Origin of the sequence: Kribbella yunnanensis (assembly GCF_039529655.1) — a bacterium.
GTDB classification, from domain to species: domain Bacteria; phylum Actinomycetota; class Actinomycetes; order Propionibacteriales; family Kribbellaceae; genus Kribbella; species Kribbella yunnanensis.
The window spans coordinates 898,062-914,484 of sequence record NZ_BAAANF010000017.1; the positions used below are offsets into that span (position 1 = coordinate 898,062).

The window sequence follows — 16,423 nt, forward strand, 5'->3', positions numbered from 1 at the left end:
CGGAGGCGGGGTAGTAGGCGTATACGTCCTGTCGGTCGGGGGTGGAACCGGGCTGGGGGAGGATGGCGGCATGTCTGTTGAGGGGCCGCAGTTGCCGGTGGGGACTCAGGTGGTGATCCGGGTTGCTGCGCCCGACGACCGGGGCGGTACGGCGCAGCGTGGGGCGACTGGGCGGGTTGCCGGGGTGACGCCGGACGGGCGGTATGCGGTTCGGCTCGTGGATGGGCGGGAGACGGTGGCCCGGCGGGACCAGTTGAGCCTGCGGACGGCGTACCAGGATGAGGCGCTCGAGCTGGCTCAGCCTGATGGCGATCGGCTGGTCCGGGACCACACGATCTTCGCGGCTGTGGTGGGGTCGCGGGCTTTCGGGCTCGACACTGACGCGTCCGACACCGACACCCGCGGGGTGTACGTCGCCCCGACCGAGTCGTTCTGGTCTCTCGCGAAGCCGCCGACGCATGTGGACGGGCCGGAGCCAGAGTGGTTCTCCTGGGAGGTCGAGCGCTTCTGCGAGCTCGCGCTCAAGGCGAACCCGAACCTCCTCGAGGTCCTCCACTCGCCACTCGTCGTGCAACAGACCGAGCTCGGCACCGAGCTGGTCGAGTTGCGCGAGGCCTTCCTGTCCCAGCTCGCGTACCAGACCTACTCCGGCTACGTGCTCAGTCAGTTCAAGAAACTGGAAGCCGACTTCCGCCGCGACGGCGCTCCGAAGTGGAAGCACGTCATGCACCTCATCCGCCTCCTCCTGTCAGCCCGCTCCCTCCTCCTCGACGCCGAACTGATCGTCGACGTCGGCCCCAACCGCGAGCGCCTCCTCGCCGTCAAACGCGGCGAACTCCCCTGGGACGAGGTCGAGAAGTGGCGCCTCGGACTGCACGGAGAGCTGGATGACGCCCTCCGCCGGACGGTATTACCCGCGACACCGGACGTGGCCCGGGTGGACGATTGGCTGCGATCGGTCCGGAGGAGGAGTCTCGATGACGCGTGACATGAGGACGCTCGACTACGCCGAGCTGCGCGAGATCATGGGGGAGCAGCCCTACTCCTTGCTCTTCGCAACAGTCTCCGGCGCACACCTGTACGGCTTCCCGTCCCGCGACTCGGACGTCGACCTGCGAGGCGTGCACGTACTCCCGGCCGCCGAGGTGGTCGGGTTGCGGACCGGGCCGGAGACCCTGGACCGGACCTGGTTCGAGAACGAGGCCGAGGTCGATCTCGTCACCCATGACCTGGCGAAGTTCGCCCGCCTGATGCTGCGGCGGAACGGCTATGTGTTGGAGCAGGTTCTGTCGCCGCTTGTCGTGTTGAGTACGCCGGAGCACGAGGAGCTGGTCGCGTTGGCGGCCGGGTGTATCACCAAGTGGCATGCGCATCACTACCGCGGATTTGCGAAGACGCAGTGGGAGTTCTTCGGCCGAACCGGTGAGCTGAAGCCGCTGTTGTACACGTTCCGGGTGTTGCTGACCGGGATCCATCTGATGCGGACCGGTGTGGTGCAGGCGGATCTGCGGGAGTTGCTCGACGGGGCGCCGGCCTACCTGCCGGATTTGATGGCGGCGAAGGCCGACGCGGAGCACGGTGTGCTGGAGGGGCCGTCGGTCGAGAGGCTGACCGCTGACGTCGATGCGCTGCAGGCGGGGCTGGATGAGGCCGAGGCGGCCAGTCGGCTGCCGGAGAGTGCGGCGGCTGAGGCCGGGCTGCACGAGTTGCTGGTGCGCGCGCGGCTTTCGCGCTGATTGCAGCGTTGTAGAGACCCTGGCGGACGCTTAGGGTACTTACTTCACTTCGTGAAGCATTGACAACGGGGCTGGCGAGGTAAATAGTTTCGTCCTGAAATCAATCAGAAAGCAGAGTGAATCAACAGTGTCGAACATTGAGGTGCTGCAGCTGCGGGCTGCCGGGGTCAGCTTGGTGCTGGACTGCTCAGGGCCGGCGTTGCCGTCCGTGCTGCATTGGGGCGCGGATCTGGGCGAGCTGAGCGAGCGGGCACTGTTGGAACTGCGGCGGGGTGCGGGGGCGGTTCAGGACGGGAACGGCCTGGACGAGAACCGGCCGATCGCGATCGTGCCGGAGTATTCGGCGGGGTGGTTCGGGCTGCCGGGGCTGAGTGGGCACCGGGACGGACAGGACTTCTCGGCGAGCTTCCGGATCACCAGCGTCGCGCAGACGGACAACACGGTCGTCGTTGATGCCGCCGACACCGAGGCTGGGCTGACGATTCGCCTGACCATCGAGTTGACCGACTCCGGGCTGGTCCGCGTCAAGGCGGATCTCACGAACACGGGCGCGACGCCGTACACGGTTGATGGGCTTGTTCTTGCGTTGCCAGTGCCGACCGAGGCGACTGAGTTGCTCGACCTGACCGGGCGGCACATCGGGGAGCGGCACCCGCAGCGGCACGCGTTCACGCAGGGCGCGCACGTCCGCGACAACCGCCGCGGGCGCACCGGCGCCGACGCGACGCTGTTGCTGCTCGCCGGGACCGAGGGCTTCGGGTTCCAGGACGGCGAGATCTGGGCCGTGCACACCGCGTGGAGCGGCAACCACCGCTCGTACGCCGAGCGCGGGATGAGCGGGTACGCCGTCATCGGTGGTGGCGAGCTGCTGCTTCCGGGTGAGGGTCGCCTGGCGCCGGAAGGCACTTACAGCACCCCGTGGCTCTACGGCACGTACGGCGTCGGTCTCGACCGGATCTCGACTCGCTTCCACGAGCACCTGCGGTCCCGCGAGAACCACCCGCAGACCGACCGGCCCGTCGTACTGAACACCTGGGAGGCCGTCTACTTCGACCTCGACCTGGACAAGCTGAAGGGTCTCGCGAACGCGGCCGCCGAGGTTGGCGCCGAGCGGTTCGTGCTGGACGACGGCTGGTTCCGCGGTCGTCGTGACGACCACGCCGGACTGGGTGACTGGTACGTCGACGAGGGGATCTGGCCGAAGGGTCTGCATCCGCTGGTCGACCACGTGCGCGGTCTCGGACTGCAGTTCGGTCTGTGGGTCGAGCCCGAGATGGTGAATCCCGACTCGGATCTGGCCCGCGAGCACCCGGACTGGATTCTTGCCACCGGCAACCGGGTCCCGCCGACCGCGCGACACCAGCAGGGCCTGAATCTCGGCGTACCGGCTGCGTACGACTACATCCTCGAGCGGCTCGACAGTCTGCTGACCGAATACGACATCGCGTACCTGAAGTGGGACCACAACCGCGACTTCGTTGACGGCGGCAACCAGTTGACCGGTACGGCGGGAATCCACGAGCAGACGTTGGCCGTGTACCGGTTGATCGACGAACTGAAGCGTCGCCACCCCGGTCTGGAGATCGAGTCCTGCTCGTCCGGTGGCGCCCGGGTCGACCTCGGGATCCTGGAGCGCACCGACCGCGTCTGGGGCAGTGACAGCAACGACGCGCTCGAGCGGCAGACGATCCAGCGGTACACGCAGCTGCTGCTGCCGCCGGAGCTCATCGGCTGCCACGTCGGTCCGCCGAAGGCGCACACCACCGGCCGCACCCAGGCGCTGTCGTTCCGTGCGATCACCGCGCTCTTCGGGCACTTCGGCATCGAGTGGGACATCACGCTCGCCTCCAAGGAGGAGCGGGCCGAACTCGCCGGCTGGGTGGCGCTGCACAAGGAACTGCGGCCGCTGCTGCACACTGGCCGGGTGGTTCGCGCCGACCGTGGTCCGAACGACTTCCTGCTGCATGGCGTGGTCGCCCAGGACGCCTCCCGCGCTGTGTACGCCGCCGTTCAGCTGACGCAATCCGTCACCTCGGCCGTCGGCCGCGTTCGGCTGCCGGGCCTCGACCCGCAGCGCACCTACCGCGTGACCCGGATTGTGACCCCTGGTCCGCAACCCCGCTCCCTGCCAGCCTGGACCGAACCCGTCGAGCTGAACGGCGCCGCACTCGCAGCGGCCGGCGTACAGCTTCCGGTGCAGTGGCCCGAGCACGCGCTCTTGCTGGACGTGACCGCGATCGACTGATCCGCCTGCCGTACCAAGAAGGAGATCCCCGTGACCGCTGCTACCAACGCACCACCTAACGTAGAACGAAGTCACGGGGAGCAGGCGCCGACGCCACGGAAGCGACGGCGCTTGGGAGACCTGAAGGTCGCCATGTTCTTCCTCGCCCCGGCGACACTCGGGTTCGTGGTCTTCTACATCTGGCCGACCCTGCGCGGCGCCTACCTGAGCTTCACCGAATACTCGTTGCTTGAGGCCCCGAAATTCAACGGGCTCGACAACTACGAGCGGATGATCCACGACAGCTTCTTCTGGAACGCGCTCGGCGTCACCCTCGAGTACGTCGTGATCAACATCGGCGTCCAGACCGTCCTGGCCGTGGCCATCGCGATGGTGATGTACCGGCTGACCCGGTCCATCACGGTCCGGGCCGCGATCCTGCTGCCCTACCTGGTGGCGAACGTGGTCGTCGCGCTGGTCTGGTACTGGATGCTCGACTTCCAGGTCGGCATCGTGAACCAGGGCCTGACCTGGCTCGGGATCGACCCGATCGCCTTCTTCGGCGACTCGAACTGGGCGATCCCGACGATCGCCGGGATCAACGTCTGGCGGCACATGGGCTACACCGCGCTCCTGGTGTTCGCGGGTCTGCAGACGATCCCGTCGTACGTCTACGAAGCCGCCGAGGTGGATGGCGCGGGGGAGATGAAGACGTTCTGGCGGATCACGCTGCCGCTGCTGCGTCCCGTTCTGGTGATGGTCCTGGTGGTCACCATGATCGGCTCGTTCCAGATCTTCGACACGGTCGCGGTCACCACTCAGGGTGGTCCGATCAACTCGACACGGGTCATCTACTACTACATCTTCGAGCGCGCGTTCACCCGGTTCGACTTCGGCTACGCGTCCGCGATGGCGATGGTGCTGTTCGCGATCCTGGCGATCGTCTCGCTGCTGCAGTTGCGGCTGCTCCGCGCCAAGGAGAGTGACCTGGCATGAGGAAACAACTCAATGTGGGCCGCATCCTCGCCTGGGCGTTCCTGATCATCCTGCTGATCCTGACGCTGTTCCCCTTCTACTGGATGCTCCGTACGGCGCTCTCGAACAACACCGCGCTGGCCGGGCACCCGGACTCGTTGCTCCCGGTGGAAACCACCCTCGGCGCCTTCAAGCGGGTGCTCGGGTTGTCGACCCTCGAAGAGGCCCAGGCCCAGGGTGGATCCGGTGCCGCGGTCAACTTCTGGCTGTACCTGCGCAACTCGTTGGTCGTGGCAACGATCACCACGGTCTGCCAGGTCTTCTTCAGCGCGATGGCGGCCTACGCGTTCGCCCGGTTGCGCTGGCCCGGCCGGGACAAGGTGTTCGCGCTCTTCCTGGCCGCGCTGATGGTGCCGCCGATCTTCACCACGCTGCCGAACTTCGTGCTGATCAAGAACCTCGGCCTGCTGAACAGCTTCGCGGGCATCATCCTGCCGGGTGCGTTCATGACGCCGTTCGCGATCTTCTTCCTGCGCCAGTTCTTCCTCGGCATCAGCCGCGAACTGGAGGAGGCGGCGATGATCGACGGCGCCGGGCACCGGCGGATCTTCTTCGGGATGATCATCCCGATGAGCGCCGCGCCGATCGCCACGCTGGCGATCCTGACCTACATCAACTCCTGGAACGACTACTTCTGGCCGCTGCTGGTCGGCCAGCAGGAGAACGTCCGCGTGCTCACCGTCGCCCTCGGCGTCTTCCGCTCGCAGACCCCCCAAGGCGGCCCTGACTGGGCCGGTCTGATGGCAGCCACGCTGATCGCGGCGCTGCCGATGATCATCCTGTTCCTGGCCTTCGCCAAGCGCATCACCAACTCCATCGGCTTCTCGGGGATCAAATGATGAACGTATCCCGCAGGACCTTGCTGAAGGCCGGTCTCGCCGCGCTCGCCGTACCGTCGGTTGCCGCCTGCAACAACGGGGCCGCGGCGCGGGGGCCGGGTGAAGTCATCTACTGGCTCTGGGACTCGGCGCAGTTGCCGATGTACACCGAATGCGCCAAGGTCTTCCACGAGCAGAATCCGCAGTACAGCGTGAAGATCGAGCAGTATGGCTGGGGTGACTACTGGTCGAAGCTGGTCACCGGGTTCATCTCGGAGACCGCGCCGGACGTATTCACCTCACACTCCGCGAAGTACCCGCTGTTCGCGGACAAGGGGCAGGTGCTGGCGATCGACGACTTCGTCACCAAGGACTCCGTTGATCTGGGCATCTATCAGAAGGGTCTGGCCGAGCGCTGGATCGGTGCCGATGGCAAGCGCTACGGATTGCCGAAGGACTTCGACTCCGAGGTGTACTTCTACAACAGTGCGTTCACCGAGGCGGCCGGGATCACACCCGAGCAGCTCAACTCGATGACGTGGAACCCTCAAGACGGGGGCACCTTCGAGGAGGTTGTACGGCGTCTCACCGTCGACTCCAAGGGTCGTCGCGGCGACCAGCCGGGGTTCGACCCGAAGAACGTCAAGGTCTTCGGACTCGGGTACGGCGATGCCGGTGGTGCGGACGGTCAGACCAGCTGGAGTTGGTATGCCGCGTCGAACGGGTGGAAGTACTCCGAGGGTGAACCGTGGGGGACGAAGTTCTTCTACGGCGACCCGAAGTTCACCGACACCATCGGGTGGTGGCGCGGGCTGATCACCAAGGGGTACATGCCGACGTACGCGCAGGCGAAGTCCGGGGTCGACGTGACCACGTCCTTCGGTGCGGGGAAGTACGGGATGACCCCGAACGGCTCCTGGATGCTCGGCACCTACCAGACCCTGAAGGACGTCAAGACCAAGCTGGCCCGGCTGCCGATCGGCCCGATCGGCAAGCGGGTGTCGATGATGAACGGGCTCGCGGACACCATCTGGGCCGGGACCACCCGGCGGGACGCGTCCTGGGCCTGGGTGAAGTTCCTGGGGTCGCAGACCGCGCAGGACATCGTCGCCAAGGCCGGCGTGGTGTTCCCCGCGGTGTCGGCGAGCCTGCCGGCGGCCAAGGCGAAGTTCGCGGCCAACGGGTGGGACGTGACGCCGTTCCTAGAGACGGTCGAGGCGGGGGATGTGTTCCCGTACCCGGCCAACCCGAACGCGGCCGACGTCACTGCCGTCATGACGCCGGCGATGGACGCGGTGATGTCCTTCGAGGCCGCACCCGCGTCATTGGCCAAGGCGAACGACGACGTGAACCAGATCCTCGCCGCAACCGCCTAGGGGCCGGCAGCTAGGGGATGGCCCCGGTACGCCGTACTCCGTGGGGAGTACGGCGTACTGCGTCTTGTGGGGTGTGGTGCGCCTGCTGGGGTAGCTGAGGAGCAGCCGCCGGGCCGACGCGGTGCGGGGTGCTGTCACGACACGATCGGTGCAGTTGACAACTGCGAACACCGAGGAGTGTCATGAGTGACGAGGGACCGATGCGGATTGGGGACGCCGAGCGGGAGGAAGCCGTTCGGCGATTGGGTGAGCACTACGAGGCCGGACGGCTGACCGCGGAGGAGCACGGCGAGCGGGTCGAGGCGGCGTTGCGGGCGCGCACGGGCGACGAACTGGCGGCGATCTTCGGGGACCTGCCGGCTGATCGCGAGCGTCCGCCGCACGAGGCGCGCACGGGGGCTCCGGGCGGGCGTGGGCCGCGAGGTCAAGGACGGCCGGGCTGGGCTGGGCGAGGGCCGTTCGGGCGGATTCCGGTGCCGCTGCTGGTGGCGCTGGGAGTGATTGCGTTGGTGGCGTCGGTGGGGTGTGTGGTCGGCGGCGGGCATCCGCCGGTGTTGCTGATCGCGGCGCTCGTGGCCGGCGTGATCGTCTACCGGAAGAGGCGGATGGCATGAGGAATGTCTATCGGGTGGTCGCGATCCTGATCGCGGTCTCGGTCGCGCTGCAGGTGGCGTCGATCGCGATGTCCGGGTTCACGATGTTGAAGGACGCGAACGACGGTGCCGCGATCGGGGCCGACTACAGCAACTTCGGGCAGATGTACCACAGCATCGGCGGATCGCTGATCGCGCTGCTGGCGCTGATTCTGCTGATCGTTTCGTTCCTGACCGATGTGCCGCGGGGACGCGCGCTGGCCGGGATCATCGTGGGGCTGGTGGCGCTGCAGTTCGCCCTGGCGGCGTTCTCCTTCGGGCTGCCGGCGTTGGGTGTGCTGCACGGCCTGAACGGGCTCGCGGTCGGTGCAGTGGCCGGAAGCGCCATCGGACGGGCCGCCGCGCCGCGGAAGCTCGCGACCCCGACCGGTGGCTAAGAGGCGAGGCCGGCTGGTCGCTCTGGGGCTAGTCATGGCGGTACTCGTACCGCTGGGCTACTTCTGGGCGACCAGTCTGGTCCCTGGCACCTACAACGCGGCCGACATGGGGTACGCCGACTACGGCGGTGGAGCCGCCGGCGGCCACGAGCACCACGGGATGAGCATTGCCGAGCTGACTGGCCCGAAGACCGGTACGCCGGATGTGTCGGTCACTCTCGTTGCACGCAAGGAGAAGAAGGGGCTGGCCGGGTACACGCTGAACGGCACCTCGCCGGGACCACTGATCCGAGCCGAGAGCGGTGATCTCGTCGAGGTGACACTGGTCAACGAATCGGTCCGGGATGGCGCGACTCTGCATTGGCACGGGATCGACGTACCGAACGCCGAGGACGGGGTCGCCGGGGTGACACAGGACGCCGTACCGGTGGGTGGGCGGCATGTCTACCGGTTCCGTGCGGATGATGTGGGGACCTATTGGTATCACTCGCATCAGGTGTCGAGCGATGAGGTGAAGGGCGGGTTGTTCGGCCCGATCGTGATCGCGCCGAAGACACCTGGTGAGGTCCTCGCCACGATCCACACGTACGACGGCAAGCGGACGATCAACGGGCAGACGGGTTCGCAGCGGGTCGACCTGCCGGCCGGGACGACAGCGCGGGTGCGCGTGATCAACGCCGACAACGCGATTCTGCGGGTCGGGCTGACAGGGGCGCCGTACAAGGTGGTTGCGGTCGACGGGCGCGAGGTCAACGGCCCGACCCCGGTCAGCAAGGCGTATGCGCTGGCGGCGGGCGGTCGCGTGGATCTCGAGGCTGTCGTGCCTTCAGGAGGCATGCGGTTGGTTGCCGGTACGGCGGCGCTGTCGCTGGGGATCGGGCCGGTGGATCCGCCGAGCGCGGAGCTGCCGGGTGAGACGGTCGACCTGTTGAGCTACGGGACCGCGAAGGGGATCGGGATGGATCCCGCCAAGGCGGATCGGCGGTTCGAGTACCGAATCGGTCGGCGGATCGGCTTCCTGGACGGCATTCCGGGGTTGTGGTGGACGATCAACGGGCACATGTTTCCCGACGTACCGATGTACATGGTTGCCGAAGGCGACGTTGTCCGGATGAAGATCACCAACACCAGCGGCCAAGCACACCCCATGCACCTCCACGGCCACCACGCCGTAGTCCTGTCCCGCAACAACGTCGCCGCCACCGGCTCCCCCTGGTGGACCGACACCCTCGAAGTAGGCAACAACGAAACCTACGAAATAGCCTTCCGCGCCGACAACCCCGGCGTCTGGATGGACCACTGCCACAACCTCCCCCACGCCGCCGAAGGCCTCATGACCCACCTCATGTACACCGGCTACACCACCCCCTACCAAGTAGGCGGCCACGCTCACAACACACCGGAGTGATTCTCTTCCGCCAGTGCAGGGACTGGGCGGAGGAGTTGGCCGCGGAGCATCAGGGCCAGGTAGAGGACGGCGGCGAAGATGACCAGGGCCATCAGGAGGAAGATCAGGTGGTAGCTGATCAGGGAGACGAGCATGGCGCCTAGGGCGAGGCTGATGGCTTGGGGGCTGCCCATGACTACTTCGGCGGCGGTGGAGACTCGGCCCATCAGGCGGAGGGGGGTTCGGCGCTGGATGAGGGTCATGAAGGAGACGATGATCAGGGGGATGGCGTAGCCGAGGAGGGGGACGTCGATCAGGAAGATCGGGAGGCTCTCGGTGGCGGCGATGACGGCCAGGGAGGCGGCTAGGGCCAGGGCGCCTACGGCGAAGGCGCCTACTTCGCCGATTCGGCGGACCCACCAGGTGGCGGTGAGGCCGCCTGCGAGGGCGCCGATGCCTTGGATGGTGACGATGACGCTGACGAACTCGACCGGTTTGCCGAAGACGTCGACGATGGCGTAGATCGAGGCTTCGGTGAAGCCTAGGACTAGCAGGAGGAGACCTAGGCCTACCAGGGTGTGGCGGAGGATTCGGTCGGACCAGAGGTGTTTGATGCCGCCGCTCAGTTCGTTGAGCCAGTTGCCTTCGGCGCGTTCGGGTTTGCGGTCGGGCAGCGTCATCGAGCCGATGATGATGGCGGCGATCAGGAAGGAGGCGGCGTCGACGAGGGCGACGGCCCAGCCGCCGACCCAGGCGAACAGGCCGGCGCCGATGATCGGGCCGATCAGGCGAAAGCCTTCCTTGACTGTCTGCAGGGACGAGTTGGCCGAGACCAACTGCTCGTCGGTGACGATCTCCTTCAGCAGGCCGTTCAGGGCGGCAGGCAGGACGATCATCGAGATGCCGTAGAGGAACGCGACACTCCAGACGATCCAGACGTCACCCACGTCGCGGACCAGGGTGAGTGGGAGGACGGCGATCGCCGAGGCCAGGCTGCCCCAGGCCAGGACGCGGCGCGGCGGCAGGCGGTCGACGTACAGGCCGAAGAGGGGTGCGAAGAAGGTCGGGACGACCATCCAGAAGAAGGTCAGGCCGGCTTGGGCGTTGGAGCCGGTGAGGCTCTTCACCCACATGCTCAGGACGAGCAGCATCACCGAGTCGCCGAACATCGACGTCGACATGCCGGCGAACAACCGGCGGAAGGCAGGCTGGGCGAACATCGCGCGCATCGGAATACCTCACTCAGCTGAAGGTGTCGGGTCGGCCAGGCCGTAGGTCGGGACGCCCCAGGACAGGAACGCGCACAGCCGGGACCCCGGCGGGCGGAGCGCGGGATCCTGGTGCCGGTCGAAGTGCTTCATCAGGGCTTCGCGGACGGCCTCGTTCGCGGCCTCGAGTTCCTCGGCGGTCAGCCACATCATCGACTGCGTGCTGGTGGCGGCAGAGCGCCATTCGGGCGGCTCGTCGACGGCCCGGGCCTGGCTCTCCATCAACCGGTCGACCTCGCGGGCGACCAGCACCTCGGTCAGCGCCTGGCCGGCGAGTTGGATGTCCGCCCCTTGCGGGCTGTCCGCCTCATCACCCCAGGTCATCCCGATGTGGGTCACCTGCCACGGCCGCTGCCGCCCGGTACCGCCCGGCGCCTCCTCGACGAACCCGTACTCCGCGAGTTTGCGCAGGTGCCAGGAGCAGTTCGCCGGGGTCTCGTCGAGCCGGTCGCCGACCTCGGTCGCCGTCATCGCCCCGTGGATCGTGAGCTGTTCCATGATCGCGATCCGCACCGGATGCGCGATCGCCCGGAGCGTCCGGGCATCGGTGATCCGCCGCTGAGTACTCTCGTCCATGCGTCGAAAGTACTCTTTCGAAAGAGGTGTTGCAATAGGTCAGCCGGCTTGATCCTCCCGGACGGCAGGCTGCCGCCGGCGCATGGCCGCGATCCGCGTGCAGGCGGCGTCGATCGCGGCCCGCTGGCTCGCATACGAACCACACCACAGCGGGTTGTCGGGTTGCGGGAACAGTCCGTCGTCGATGTCCGCGTACCACTCGTCCGCCGTACGGAAGATCCGTGCGTGCAGGTGCAGTTGCTCGTCCGACTCGTTCACCGCATCACTCCTGGAGTGAGAACCGTGTACTTCTCCAGGATGTGACTGCGGTACGCCGGAATTGCCCAGCGACACGCGGTCAGGTGACGAGGACGGTGATCCGCTGCGCGCTGTTGTTCGCGAACCCACCGCGGTTCCAGGGCGCCTCAACTGGTTGCTCACGGCCACTGCTGTCGACGGCGCGGACAGTGATCACATGCTCGCCCGGAGTCGCCGCCCAGTCATGGCTGAAAGATCGCCAGGCAAACTCATCGTTGCCTGGAGCATCGAGTTTGGCGGGATGCCAAGTGACGCCGGCATCGGTGCTCACGTCGACCCGCTCGATAGGCGCCCACCCCGACCAGGCCTTGCCCTCGAGCGTAACGGTGCCTGCGGCAACGAACCGATGGCGGCTCATGAAGTCCGGGAAGCCAGGCGGGACAAGGAGAGCGCGCGGTTCGATCCGGGTGATCGCGGTCCCGAGCTCACCGGCCTCCTGGCGGATCCGATAGGCGACCGCGTTCTGGAAGCCGTCGAACTCGTGGTCGATCAGCTCGATCGACCGCAACCACTTCACGCTGGCCATCCCGTACCAACCCGGTACGACGAGACGCAGCGGATACCCGTGTTGCGGCGGCAGCGGATCGCCGTTCATCTCCCACGCGATGATCGCGCCGGAGCCGAGTGCCTCGCCGAGCGACAGACCGCGCTGGTAGTCCTGTTCGACCCCGCGCTCGACACCGTGATCCGCGCCGGTGAAGACCACGTCGACGGCGTCCGATCGGATCCCCGCATTCTCCAGCAGGTCGGACAACAGCACGCCGGTCCATTCCGCCGTACCGACTGCTTCGTTCAGCCAGGGCTGGCTGATCGGCCGCGGTTGCAACGCCGCGCGTCCGTTGCCCGCGCACTCCAAGGTCACCCGCACCGTACGACGGCCCATCGCGCGCAACTCGGTCAGTCCGAAGGACATCGGTTGATCGACGCATCCGTCGACCTCCAACCGCCAGGTCGCCGCGCTACCCGCCGGGATGTCGTAGTGCACCAACACGTAGTGCAGTCCGGCCGGCGTCACGTCGTACCGCAGCGCCTCCAGTGGAATCCCGTGGTTGCGGGCCGCCAGTTGCAGCTCGTCACCCGTGATCCCCTCACCGGTGTCCGCCAGTCGCCCCCGCACACTGAACTGCTCGATCGACATGCTTCACCCTAAGACGGCAAATCCCTCAGAGCCAGCCATTGTCGAGGGCGATGCGGGCGGCTTCGGCGCGGGTTCGAGCGCCCGTTTTACCGATGGCGGCGGAGAGGTGGTTGCGAACCGTGCCTTCGGAGAGGTGGAGTTCCTTGGCGATGTCGGCGACCGTGCCGCCTTCGCGGGCTGCTCGCAGGACGTCGGATTCGCGCCCGGTCAGCGGGCTGGTGCCGGCTACCAGGGTCTCGGCGGCCAGCGAGGGGTCGACGACGCGGAGGCCTTGGTGCACCCGCCGTACGGCGTCGGCCAGTTGCGCGGCCGGGGTGTCCTTGACGACGAACCCGGCGGCACCGGCCTCCATCGCGCGACGCAGATAGCCGGGGCGGCCGAACGTCGTCACCATCAGGATGCGCACACCCGGTACGGCGCCTCGCAGGGCGGCCGCGGCCTCGATTCCGTCGAGCCCGGGCATCTCCACGTCCAGCAGTGCGACATCCGGCGTACTGGCCTTGGCAGCAGCGACCACCTCGTCACCGCGACCGACCTCGGACACCACCTCGAGATCCGGTTCGAGATCCAGCAAGGCGGCAAGAGCCCCACGAACCAAGGCTTGGTCGTCGGCGATCAGCAGTCGAATACTCACGGTCCTACCTTGACAGCTAGGCGGAAGCCGCCTTCTGGCGACTGGCCGACCTGGACAGCGGCGCCGACTTGGTCGGCTCGTTCGCGGAGGCCCATCAGGCCGTGGCCGGAGGTGCTGCCGCCGGGGCCCTTGCCGTCGTCGCGGACCTCGATCTGGCGGGCGGAGAGTTTGATCGTGCAGCGTTTGGCGCCGGAGTGCCGGATGACGTTCGTGACGCCTTCGCGGATGACCCAGGCGAAGAGTTCGCGGTTCTCCTCCGGGACCTCGTCCATGGTGGTCGGGAGGTCGGCCTTGATCTCGGCCGCCTGCAACGCGGTGCGGGCCGAGACCAGCTCGCCGGCCAGGCTCAGCTCGCGGTAGCCGGCCACGGCGGCCCGGACGTCGCCGAGGGCTGCCCGGGCGAGGCTCTCGACATCGGCGACCTCGGCCGCCGCCTTCTCCGGGTTGACCTGGATCAGCCGCCCGGCCAGCTCGGCCTTGACCGTGATCACGGTCAGGGAGTGGCCGAGGATGTCGTGCAGGTCGCGCGCGAACCGGTTCCGCTCCTCCTGGACGGCGAGCTCGGCCATGTCCTTGCGGGCCCGATCAAGCTCGGAGCCGCGCTGGATCGCCCGGCGCATGGCCAGGACGGCGACGCCACCGAGGAAGATCGCGAACCCGTAGCTGCTGTCGTCCGACCAGCCGGGGACCACCCGCATCGACAGTTCGACGCCGCCGAGGAGCAGCAGGACGACCAGCACGCCGAGGCGCAGGCTCAGCGAGAGCACCGCGGTCGCGGCGATGTAGACCATGCAGGTGAGCGCGGTCTCACCAGCGGTCAGGGTCAGCAACAGCGCCAGGCCTAGCATCACGGCCAGATAGCCGAGTCGCTGCCACAACGGTGACGCACTCGGCCGGAACTCCTGCCAGCGCAGGATGCCGAAGAAACCGACGTACGAGACACCGAAGGCGGCGAGGTTCAGCAGGCCGAGCAGCCGGGTGATCCCGTGCTGGGTCTGCCAGATCTCGCTCAGTGGCTGGGCCAGATAGACCAGCCAGACAGCGACAGCGAGCCAGCCCCACCGGCTGGGCGGCCGATCTTCGGCGGCCAGCGCAGCCGGCAGGGTTCGCTTCATGAAGCTCACGGTATGCGATCAGGCCCGTGCGGTGTCGGCGCGGAACCGGCGCAGGGCGATGAAGCCGAGGGCGACCGTCCAGCCCAGGACCACCAGCAGCGCCTGGGTGTCGACCCCGCCCGCGGTCAACGCGCTCCGCGAGGTCAGTCCGGTCCAGTACGCCGGAGTCAGCTGCGCGATGTGCTTCATCGCCGACGGCATCTGCTCGACCGGGAACCACAGTCCACCGAAGGCGGCGATCAACATGGTCGCGAGTCCGGTGATCGGCTGCACGCTGTCGGGCTTGGCAACGTACCCGATGACGAGCCCGATCGCGGCGAACGGCAGGGCACCGAGCCAGGAGACGAGCGCAACCGTGATCCAGTGGCCGGCGCTGAGGTGGACATCGCCGACGGTCATGCCGAACAGGAAGACCACGATCAGCGGCGGTACCGCGACCAGCAGCGACAGGATCACCTTGCTGATCACGTAGGCCTGCGGTTTCAGTGGCGTGAGACGCAGTGTCCGGTTCCAGCCGCCGTCGCGCTCGGCCGCGATCACGCCGCCGCTGCTCATCGCGGCGGACATCGATCCGAACATCGCCATACTGACCATCACGTAGGCGATCGCGGAGATCCCGCCCTCGGTCGCGTCCTTGGGGATGTTCAGGCCGAAGACGGCGAACAGCACCAGCGGCATCAGGATCGCGAAAATCATCACCCGCTTGTTCCGCAGCGTGCGGCGGATGTCGAACATCAGGTAGTTGCGGTTCATGCGAGGCTCTCCTCTTGCGCGCTGATCGCGAGTACGGCGTCCTCGAGGTCGGCGGATGTCACTTCGATGTCGTGGGCGGCGGTGTTGCTGAGCAGGTAGCGCAGGGTGTTGTCGGAGTCCGCGCACTGCAGCAGTACGACGTCACCTCGGGTCTCGACGTTGCGAACGCCGGGCAGGGACGCGAGCGTGGCAAGGTCTGCGCCCGGCACGGTGGCGCGGATGGTTCGGCCGGACACACCCGCCTTGATCTGCGCAGCGGTGCCGTCGGCAACGATCTTTCCGTTGCGCATCAGTACCACGCGGTCGGCGTACGAGTCGGCTTCTTCGAGGTAGTGGGTAGCGAACAGGACGGTTCGGCCGCGGGCGGTCTCGGCGTGCATCGACGCCCAGAAGTCGCGGCGCGACTCGACATCCATACCGGTCGTCGGCTCGTCCAGCACGATCAGGTCGGGCTGCGGAATGATCGCCATCGCGAACCGCACCCGCTGCTTCTGACCACCGGACAGCCCCTTCATCTTGCGGTCGTACAGGTCGGCGATCCCAGCCCGGTCGAGCGCCTCGGGCACCGGCATCGGCTTGGTGTGCAGACCGGCCACCAGGTTCAGCAGTTCGCCGACCTTGGCGTCCTCGATGATCCCGCCACTCTGCAGCATCACCCCGACCTGCCCCTTGGCGATCGCCTCCTCCGGAGACCCGCCGTACACCTGCACACTGCCCTGGTCCGGTCGCACCAGCCCGAGCAGCATCTCGATCGTGGTCGACTTGCCGGCCCCGTTCGGCCCCAGCAATGCGACGACTTCACCGGCCCGGATACTCAGATCCACCCCGGCGACAGCCTGCACCGCCCCATATTTCTTGGTCACGCCCGTCAGGCTGACCGCAGTCGTTGTCGTCATACCAAGAAGCTTGCTGGCGCAGCCCGTCCCGTCCCTCGGCCAGCCGTCACGACCCGCCCGTGACATCCGTCAGCCGCATCTCAGGGTCACTTCTCAGGGTCCCCCTCAGAGCCGCCCCCGGCCCCCCGGCCCCCGCCCCC

General features: G+C 67.3%; 17 protein-coding genes. 9 read left to right on the forward strand and 8 right to left on the reverse strand.

Annotated elements, in window-relative coordinates; genetic code table 11:
• Positions 1 to 70: 70 nt before the first annotated feature.
• From ABD231_RS27565 to ABD231_RS27605, 9 genes are all read left to right on the forward strand, one after another.
• Complete coding sequence (locus ABD231_RS27565; protein WP_344158144.1) at positions 71 to 988, forward strand: nucleotidyltransferase domain-containing protein; 918 nt, start codon at positions 71 to 73, stop codon at positions 986 to 988.
• The gene (locus ABD231_RS27570) at positions 978 to 1,736 is read left to right on the forward strand and encodes a nucleotidyltransferase domain-containing protein (protein ID WP_344158147.1); all 759 of its coding nucleotides are present in this window, start codon (positions 978 to 980) and stop codon (positions 1,734 to 1,736) included. Before ABD231_RS27565 ends, ABD231_RS27570 begins: the two co-directional genes overlap by 11 nt.
• A 127-nt stretch (positions 1,737 to 1,863) precedes the next feature.
• On the forward strand, positions 1,864 to 3,981 hold the full coding sequence (locus ABD231_RS27575) for an alpha-galactosidase (RefSeq protein ID WP_344158150.1): 2,118 nt from the start codon (positions 1,864 to 1,866) through the stop codon (positions 3,979 to 3,981).
• A 30-nt stretch (positions 3,982 to 4,011) separates the two neighbouring features.
• Positions 4,012 to 4,956 (forward strand): carbohydrate ABC transporter permease, encoded by a 945-nt coding sequence (locus ABD231_RS27580; RefSeq protein WP_344158152.1) that lies wholly within the window; start codon positions 4,012 to 4,014, stop codon positions 4,954 to 4,956.
• Positions 4,953 to 5,834 (forward strand): carbohydrate ABC transporter permease, encoded by an 882-nt coding sequence (locus ABD231_RS27585; RefSeq protein ID WP_344158155.1) that lies wholly within the window; start codon positions 4,953 to 4,955, stop codon positions 5,832 to 5,834. The genes ABD231_RS27580 and ABD231_RS27585 overlap by 4 nt, the downstream gene beginning before the upstream one ends.
• Positions 5,834 to 7,189 (forward strand): ABC transporter substrate-binding protein, encoded by a 1,356-nt coding sequence (locus ABD231_RS27590; protein ID WP_344158158.1) that lies wholly within the window; start codon positions 5,834 to 5,836, stop codon positions 7,187 to 7,189. Before ABD231_RS27585 ends, ABD231_RS27590 begins: the two co-directional genes overlap by 1 nt.
• 182 nt (positions 7,190 to 7,371) lie before the next feature.
• Positions 7,372 to 7,803 (forward strand): DUF1707 SHOCT-like domain-containing protein, encoded by a 432-nt coding sequence (locus tag ABD231_RS27595; protein WP_344158160.1) that lies wholly within the window; start codon positions 7,372 to 7,374, stop codon positions 7,801 to 7,803.
• Positions 7,800 to 8,219 (forward strand): hypothetical protein, encoded by a 420-nt coding sequence (locus ABD231_RS27600; RefSeq protein WP_344158163.1) that lies wholly within the window; start codon positions 7,800 to 7,802, stop codon positions 8,217 to 8,219. Before ABD231_RS27595 ends, ABD231_RS27600 begins: the two co-directional genes overlap by 4 nt.
• A 34-nt stretch (positions 8,220 to 8,253) precedes the next feature.
• Positions 8,254 to 9,627 carry a multicopper oxidase family protein gene (locus tag ABD231_RS27605; RefSeq protein ID WP_344158166.1) on the forward strand — a complete coding sequence of 458 codons (1,374 nt, stop codon included), beginning with the start codon at positions 8,254 to 8,256 and terminating at the stop codon, positions 9,625 to 9,627.
• Here the strand turns inward: ABD231_RS27605 and ABD231_RS27610 are convergent.
• The 8 genes from ABD231_RS27610 to ABD231_RS27645 form a co-directional block, all read right to left on the reverse strand.
• On the reverse strand, positions 9,609 to 10,835 hold the full coding sequence (locus ABD231_RS27610; RefSeq protein ID WP_344158169.1) for an MFS transporter: 1,227 nt from the start codon (positions 10,833 to 10,835) through the stop codon (positions 9,609 to 9,611). The genes ABD231_RS27605 and ABD231_RS27610 overlap by 19 nt on opposite strands.
• Positions 10,836 to 10,844: 9 nt before the next feature.
• Positions 10,845 to 11,450 carry a winged helix-turn-helix domain-containing protein gene (locus tag ABD231_RS27615; RefSeq protein ID WP_344158172.1) on the reverse strand — a complete coding sequence of 202 codons (606 nt, stop codon included), beginning with the start codon at positions 11,448 to 11,450 and terminating at the stop codon, positions 10,845 to 10,847.
• 39 nt (positions 11,451 to 11,489) lie between these two features.
• Complete coding sequence (locus ABD231_RS27620) at positions 11,490 to 11,708, reverse strand: hypothetical protein (protein ID WP_344158175.1); 219 nt, start codon at positions 11,706 to 11,708, stop codon at positions 11,490 to 11,492.
• Between the two features lie 79 nt (positions 11,709 to 11,787).
• Positions 11,788 to 12,885 carry a sulfite oxidase gene (locus ABD231_RS27625; protein WP_344158178.1) on the reverse strand — a complete coding sequence of 366 codons (1,098 nt, stop codon included), beginning with the start codon at positions 12,883 to 12,885 and terminating at the stop codon, positions 11,788 to 11,790.
• Between the two features lie 25 nt (positions 12,886 to 12,910).
• Positions 12,911 to 13,519, reverse strand: a complete 609-nt coding sequence (locus ABD231_RS27630) for a response regulator transcription factor (protein ID WP_344158181.1) — start codon at positions 13,517 to 13,519, stop codon at positions 12,911 to 12,913.
• Positions 13,516 to 14,634 (reverse strand): sensor histidine kinase, encoded by a 1,119-nt coding sequence (locus tag ABD231_RS27635; RefSeq protein ID WP_344158184.1) that lies wholly within the window; start codon positions 14,632 to 14,634, stop codon positions 13,516 to 13,518. The genes ABD231_RS27630 and ABD231_RS27635 overlap by 4 nt, the downstream gene beginning before the upstream one ends.
• Before the next feature lie 18 nt (positions 14,635 to 14,652).
• Positions 14,653 to 15,387 carry an ABC transporter permease gene (locus tag ABD231_RS27640; protein ID WP_344158187.1) on the reverse strand — a complete coding sequence of 245 codons (735 nt, stop codon included), beginning with the start codon at positions 15,385 to 15,387 and terminating at the stop codon, positions 14,653 to 14,655.
• Complete coding sequence (locus ABD231_RS27645; protein ID WP_344158190.1) at positions 15,384 to 16,283, reverse strand: ABC transporter ATP-binding protein; 900 nt, start codon at positions 16,281 to 16,283, stop codon at positions 15,384 to 15,386. Before ABD231_RS27645 ends, ABD231_RS27640 begins: the two co-directional genes overlap by 4 nt.
• Between the last annotated feature and the right edge of the window lie 140 nt (positions 16,284 to 16,423).

What these genes read in the sequence shown, in the direction of transcription:
- ABD231_RS27565 (WP_344158144.1), top strand. Translation starts at nt 71, where the DNA reads ATGTCTGTTGAGGGGCCGCAGTTGCCGGTGGGGACTCAGGTGGTGATC.
- ABD231_RS27570 (WP_344158147.1), top strand. Translation starts at nt 978, where the DNA reads ATGACGCGTGACATGAGGACGCTCGACTACGCCGAGCTGCGCGAGATC.
- ABD231_RS27585 (WP_344158155.1), top strand. Translation starts at nt 4,953, where the DNA reads ATGAGGAAACAACTCAATGTGGGCCGCATCCTCGCCTGGGCGTTCCTG.
- ABD231_RS27590 (WP_344158158.1), top strand. Translation starts at nt 5,834, where the DNA reads ATGAACGTATCCCGCAGGACCTTGCTGAAGGCCGGTCTCGCCGCGCTC.
- ABD231_RS27595 (WP_344158160.1), top strand. Translation starts at nt 7,372, where the DNA reads ATGAGTGACGAGGGACCGATGCGGATTGGGGACGCCGAGCGGGAGGAA.
- ABD231_RS27600 (WP_344158163.1), top strand. Translation starts at nt 7,800, where the DNA reads ATGAGGAATGTCTATCGGGTGGTCGCGATCCTGATCGCGGTCTCGGTC.
- ABD231_RS27605 (WP_344158166.1), top strand. Translation starts at nt 8,254, where the DNA reads ATGGCGGTACTCGTACCGCTGGGCTACTTCTGGGCGACCAGTCTGGTC.
- ABD231_RS27610 (WP_344158169.1), bottom strand. Translation starts at nt 10,835, where the DNA reads ATGCGCGCGATGTTCGCCCAGCCTGCCTTCCGCCGGTTGTTCGCCGGC.
- ABD231_RS27615 (WP_344158172.1), bottom strand. Translation starts at nt 11,450, where the DNA reads ATGGACGAGAGTACTCAGCGGCGGATCACCGATGCCCGGACGCTCCGG.
- ABD231_RS27625 (WP_344158178.1), bottom strand. Translation starts at nt 12,885, where the DNA reads ATGTCGATCGAGCAGTTCAGTGTGCGGGGGCGACTGGCGGACACCGGT.
- ABD231_RS27635 (WP_344158184.1), bottom strand. Translation starts at nt 14,634, where the DNA reads ATGAAGCGAACCCTGCCGGCTGCGCTGGCCGCCGAAGATCGGCCGCCC.
- ABD231_RS27640 (WP_344158187.1), bottom strand. Translation starts at nt 15,387, where the DNA reads ATGAACCGCAACTACCTGATGTTCGACATCCGCCGCACGCTGCGGAAC.
- ABD231_RS27645 (WP_344158190.1), bottom strand. Translation starts at nt 16,283, where the DNA reads ATGACGACAACGACTGCGGTCAGCCTGACGGGCGTGACCAAGAAATAT.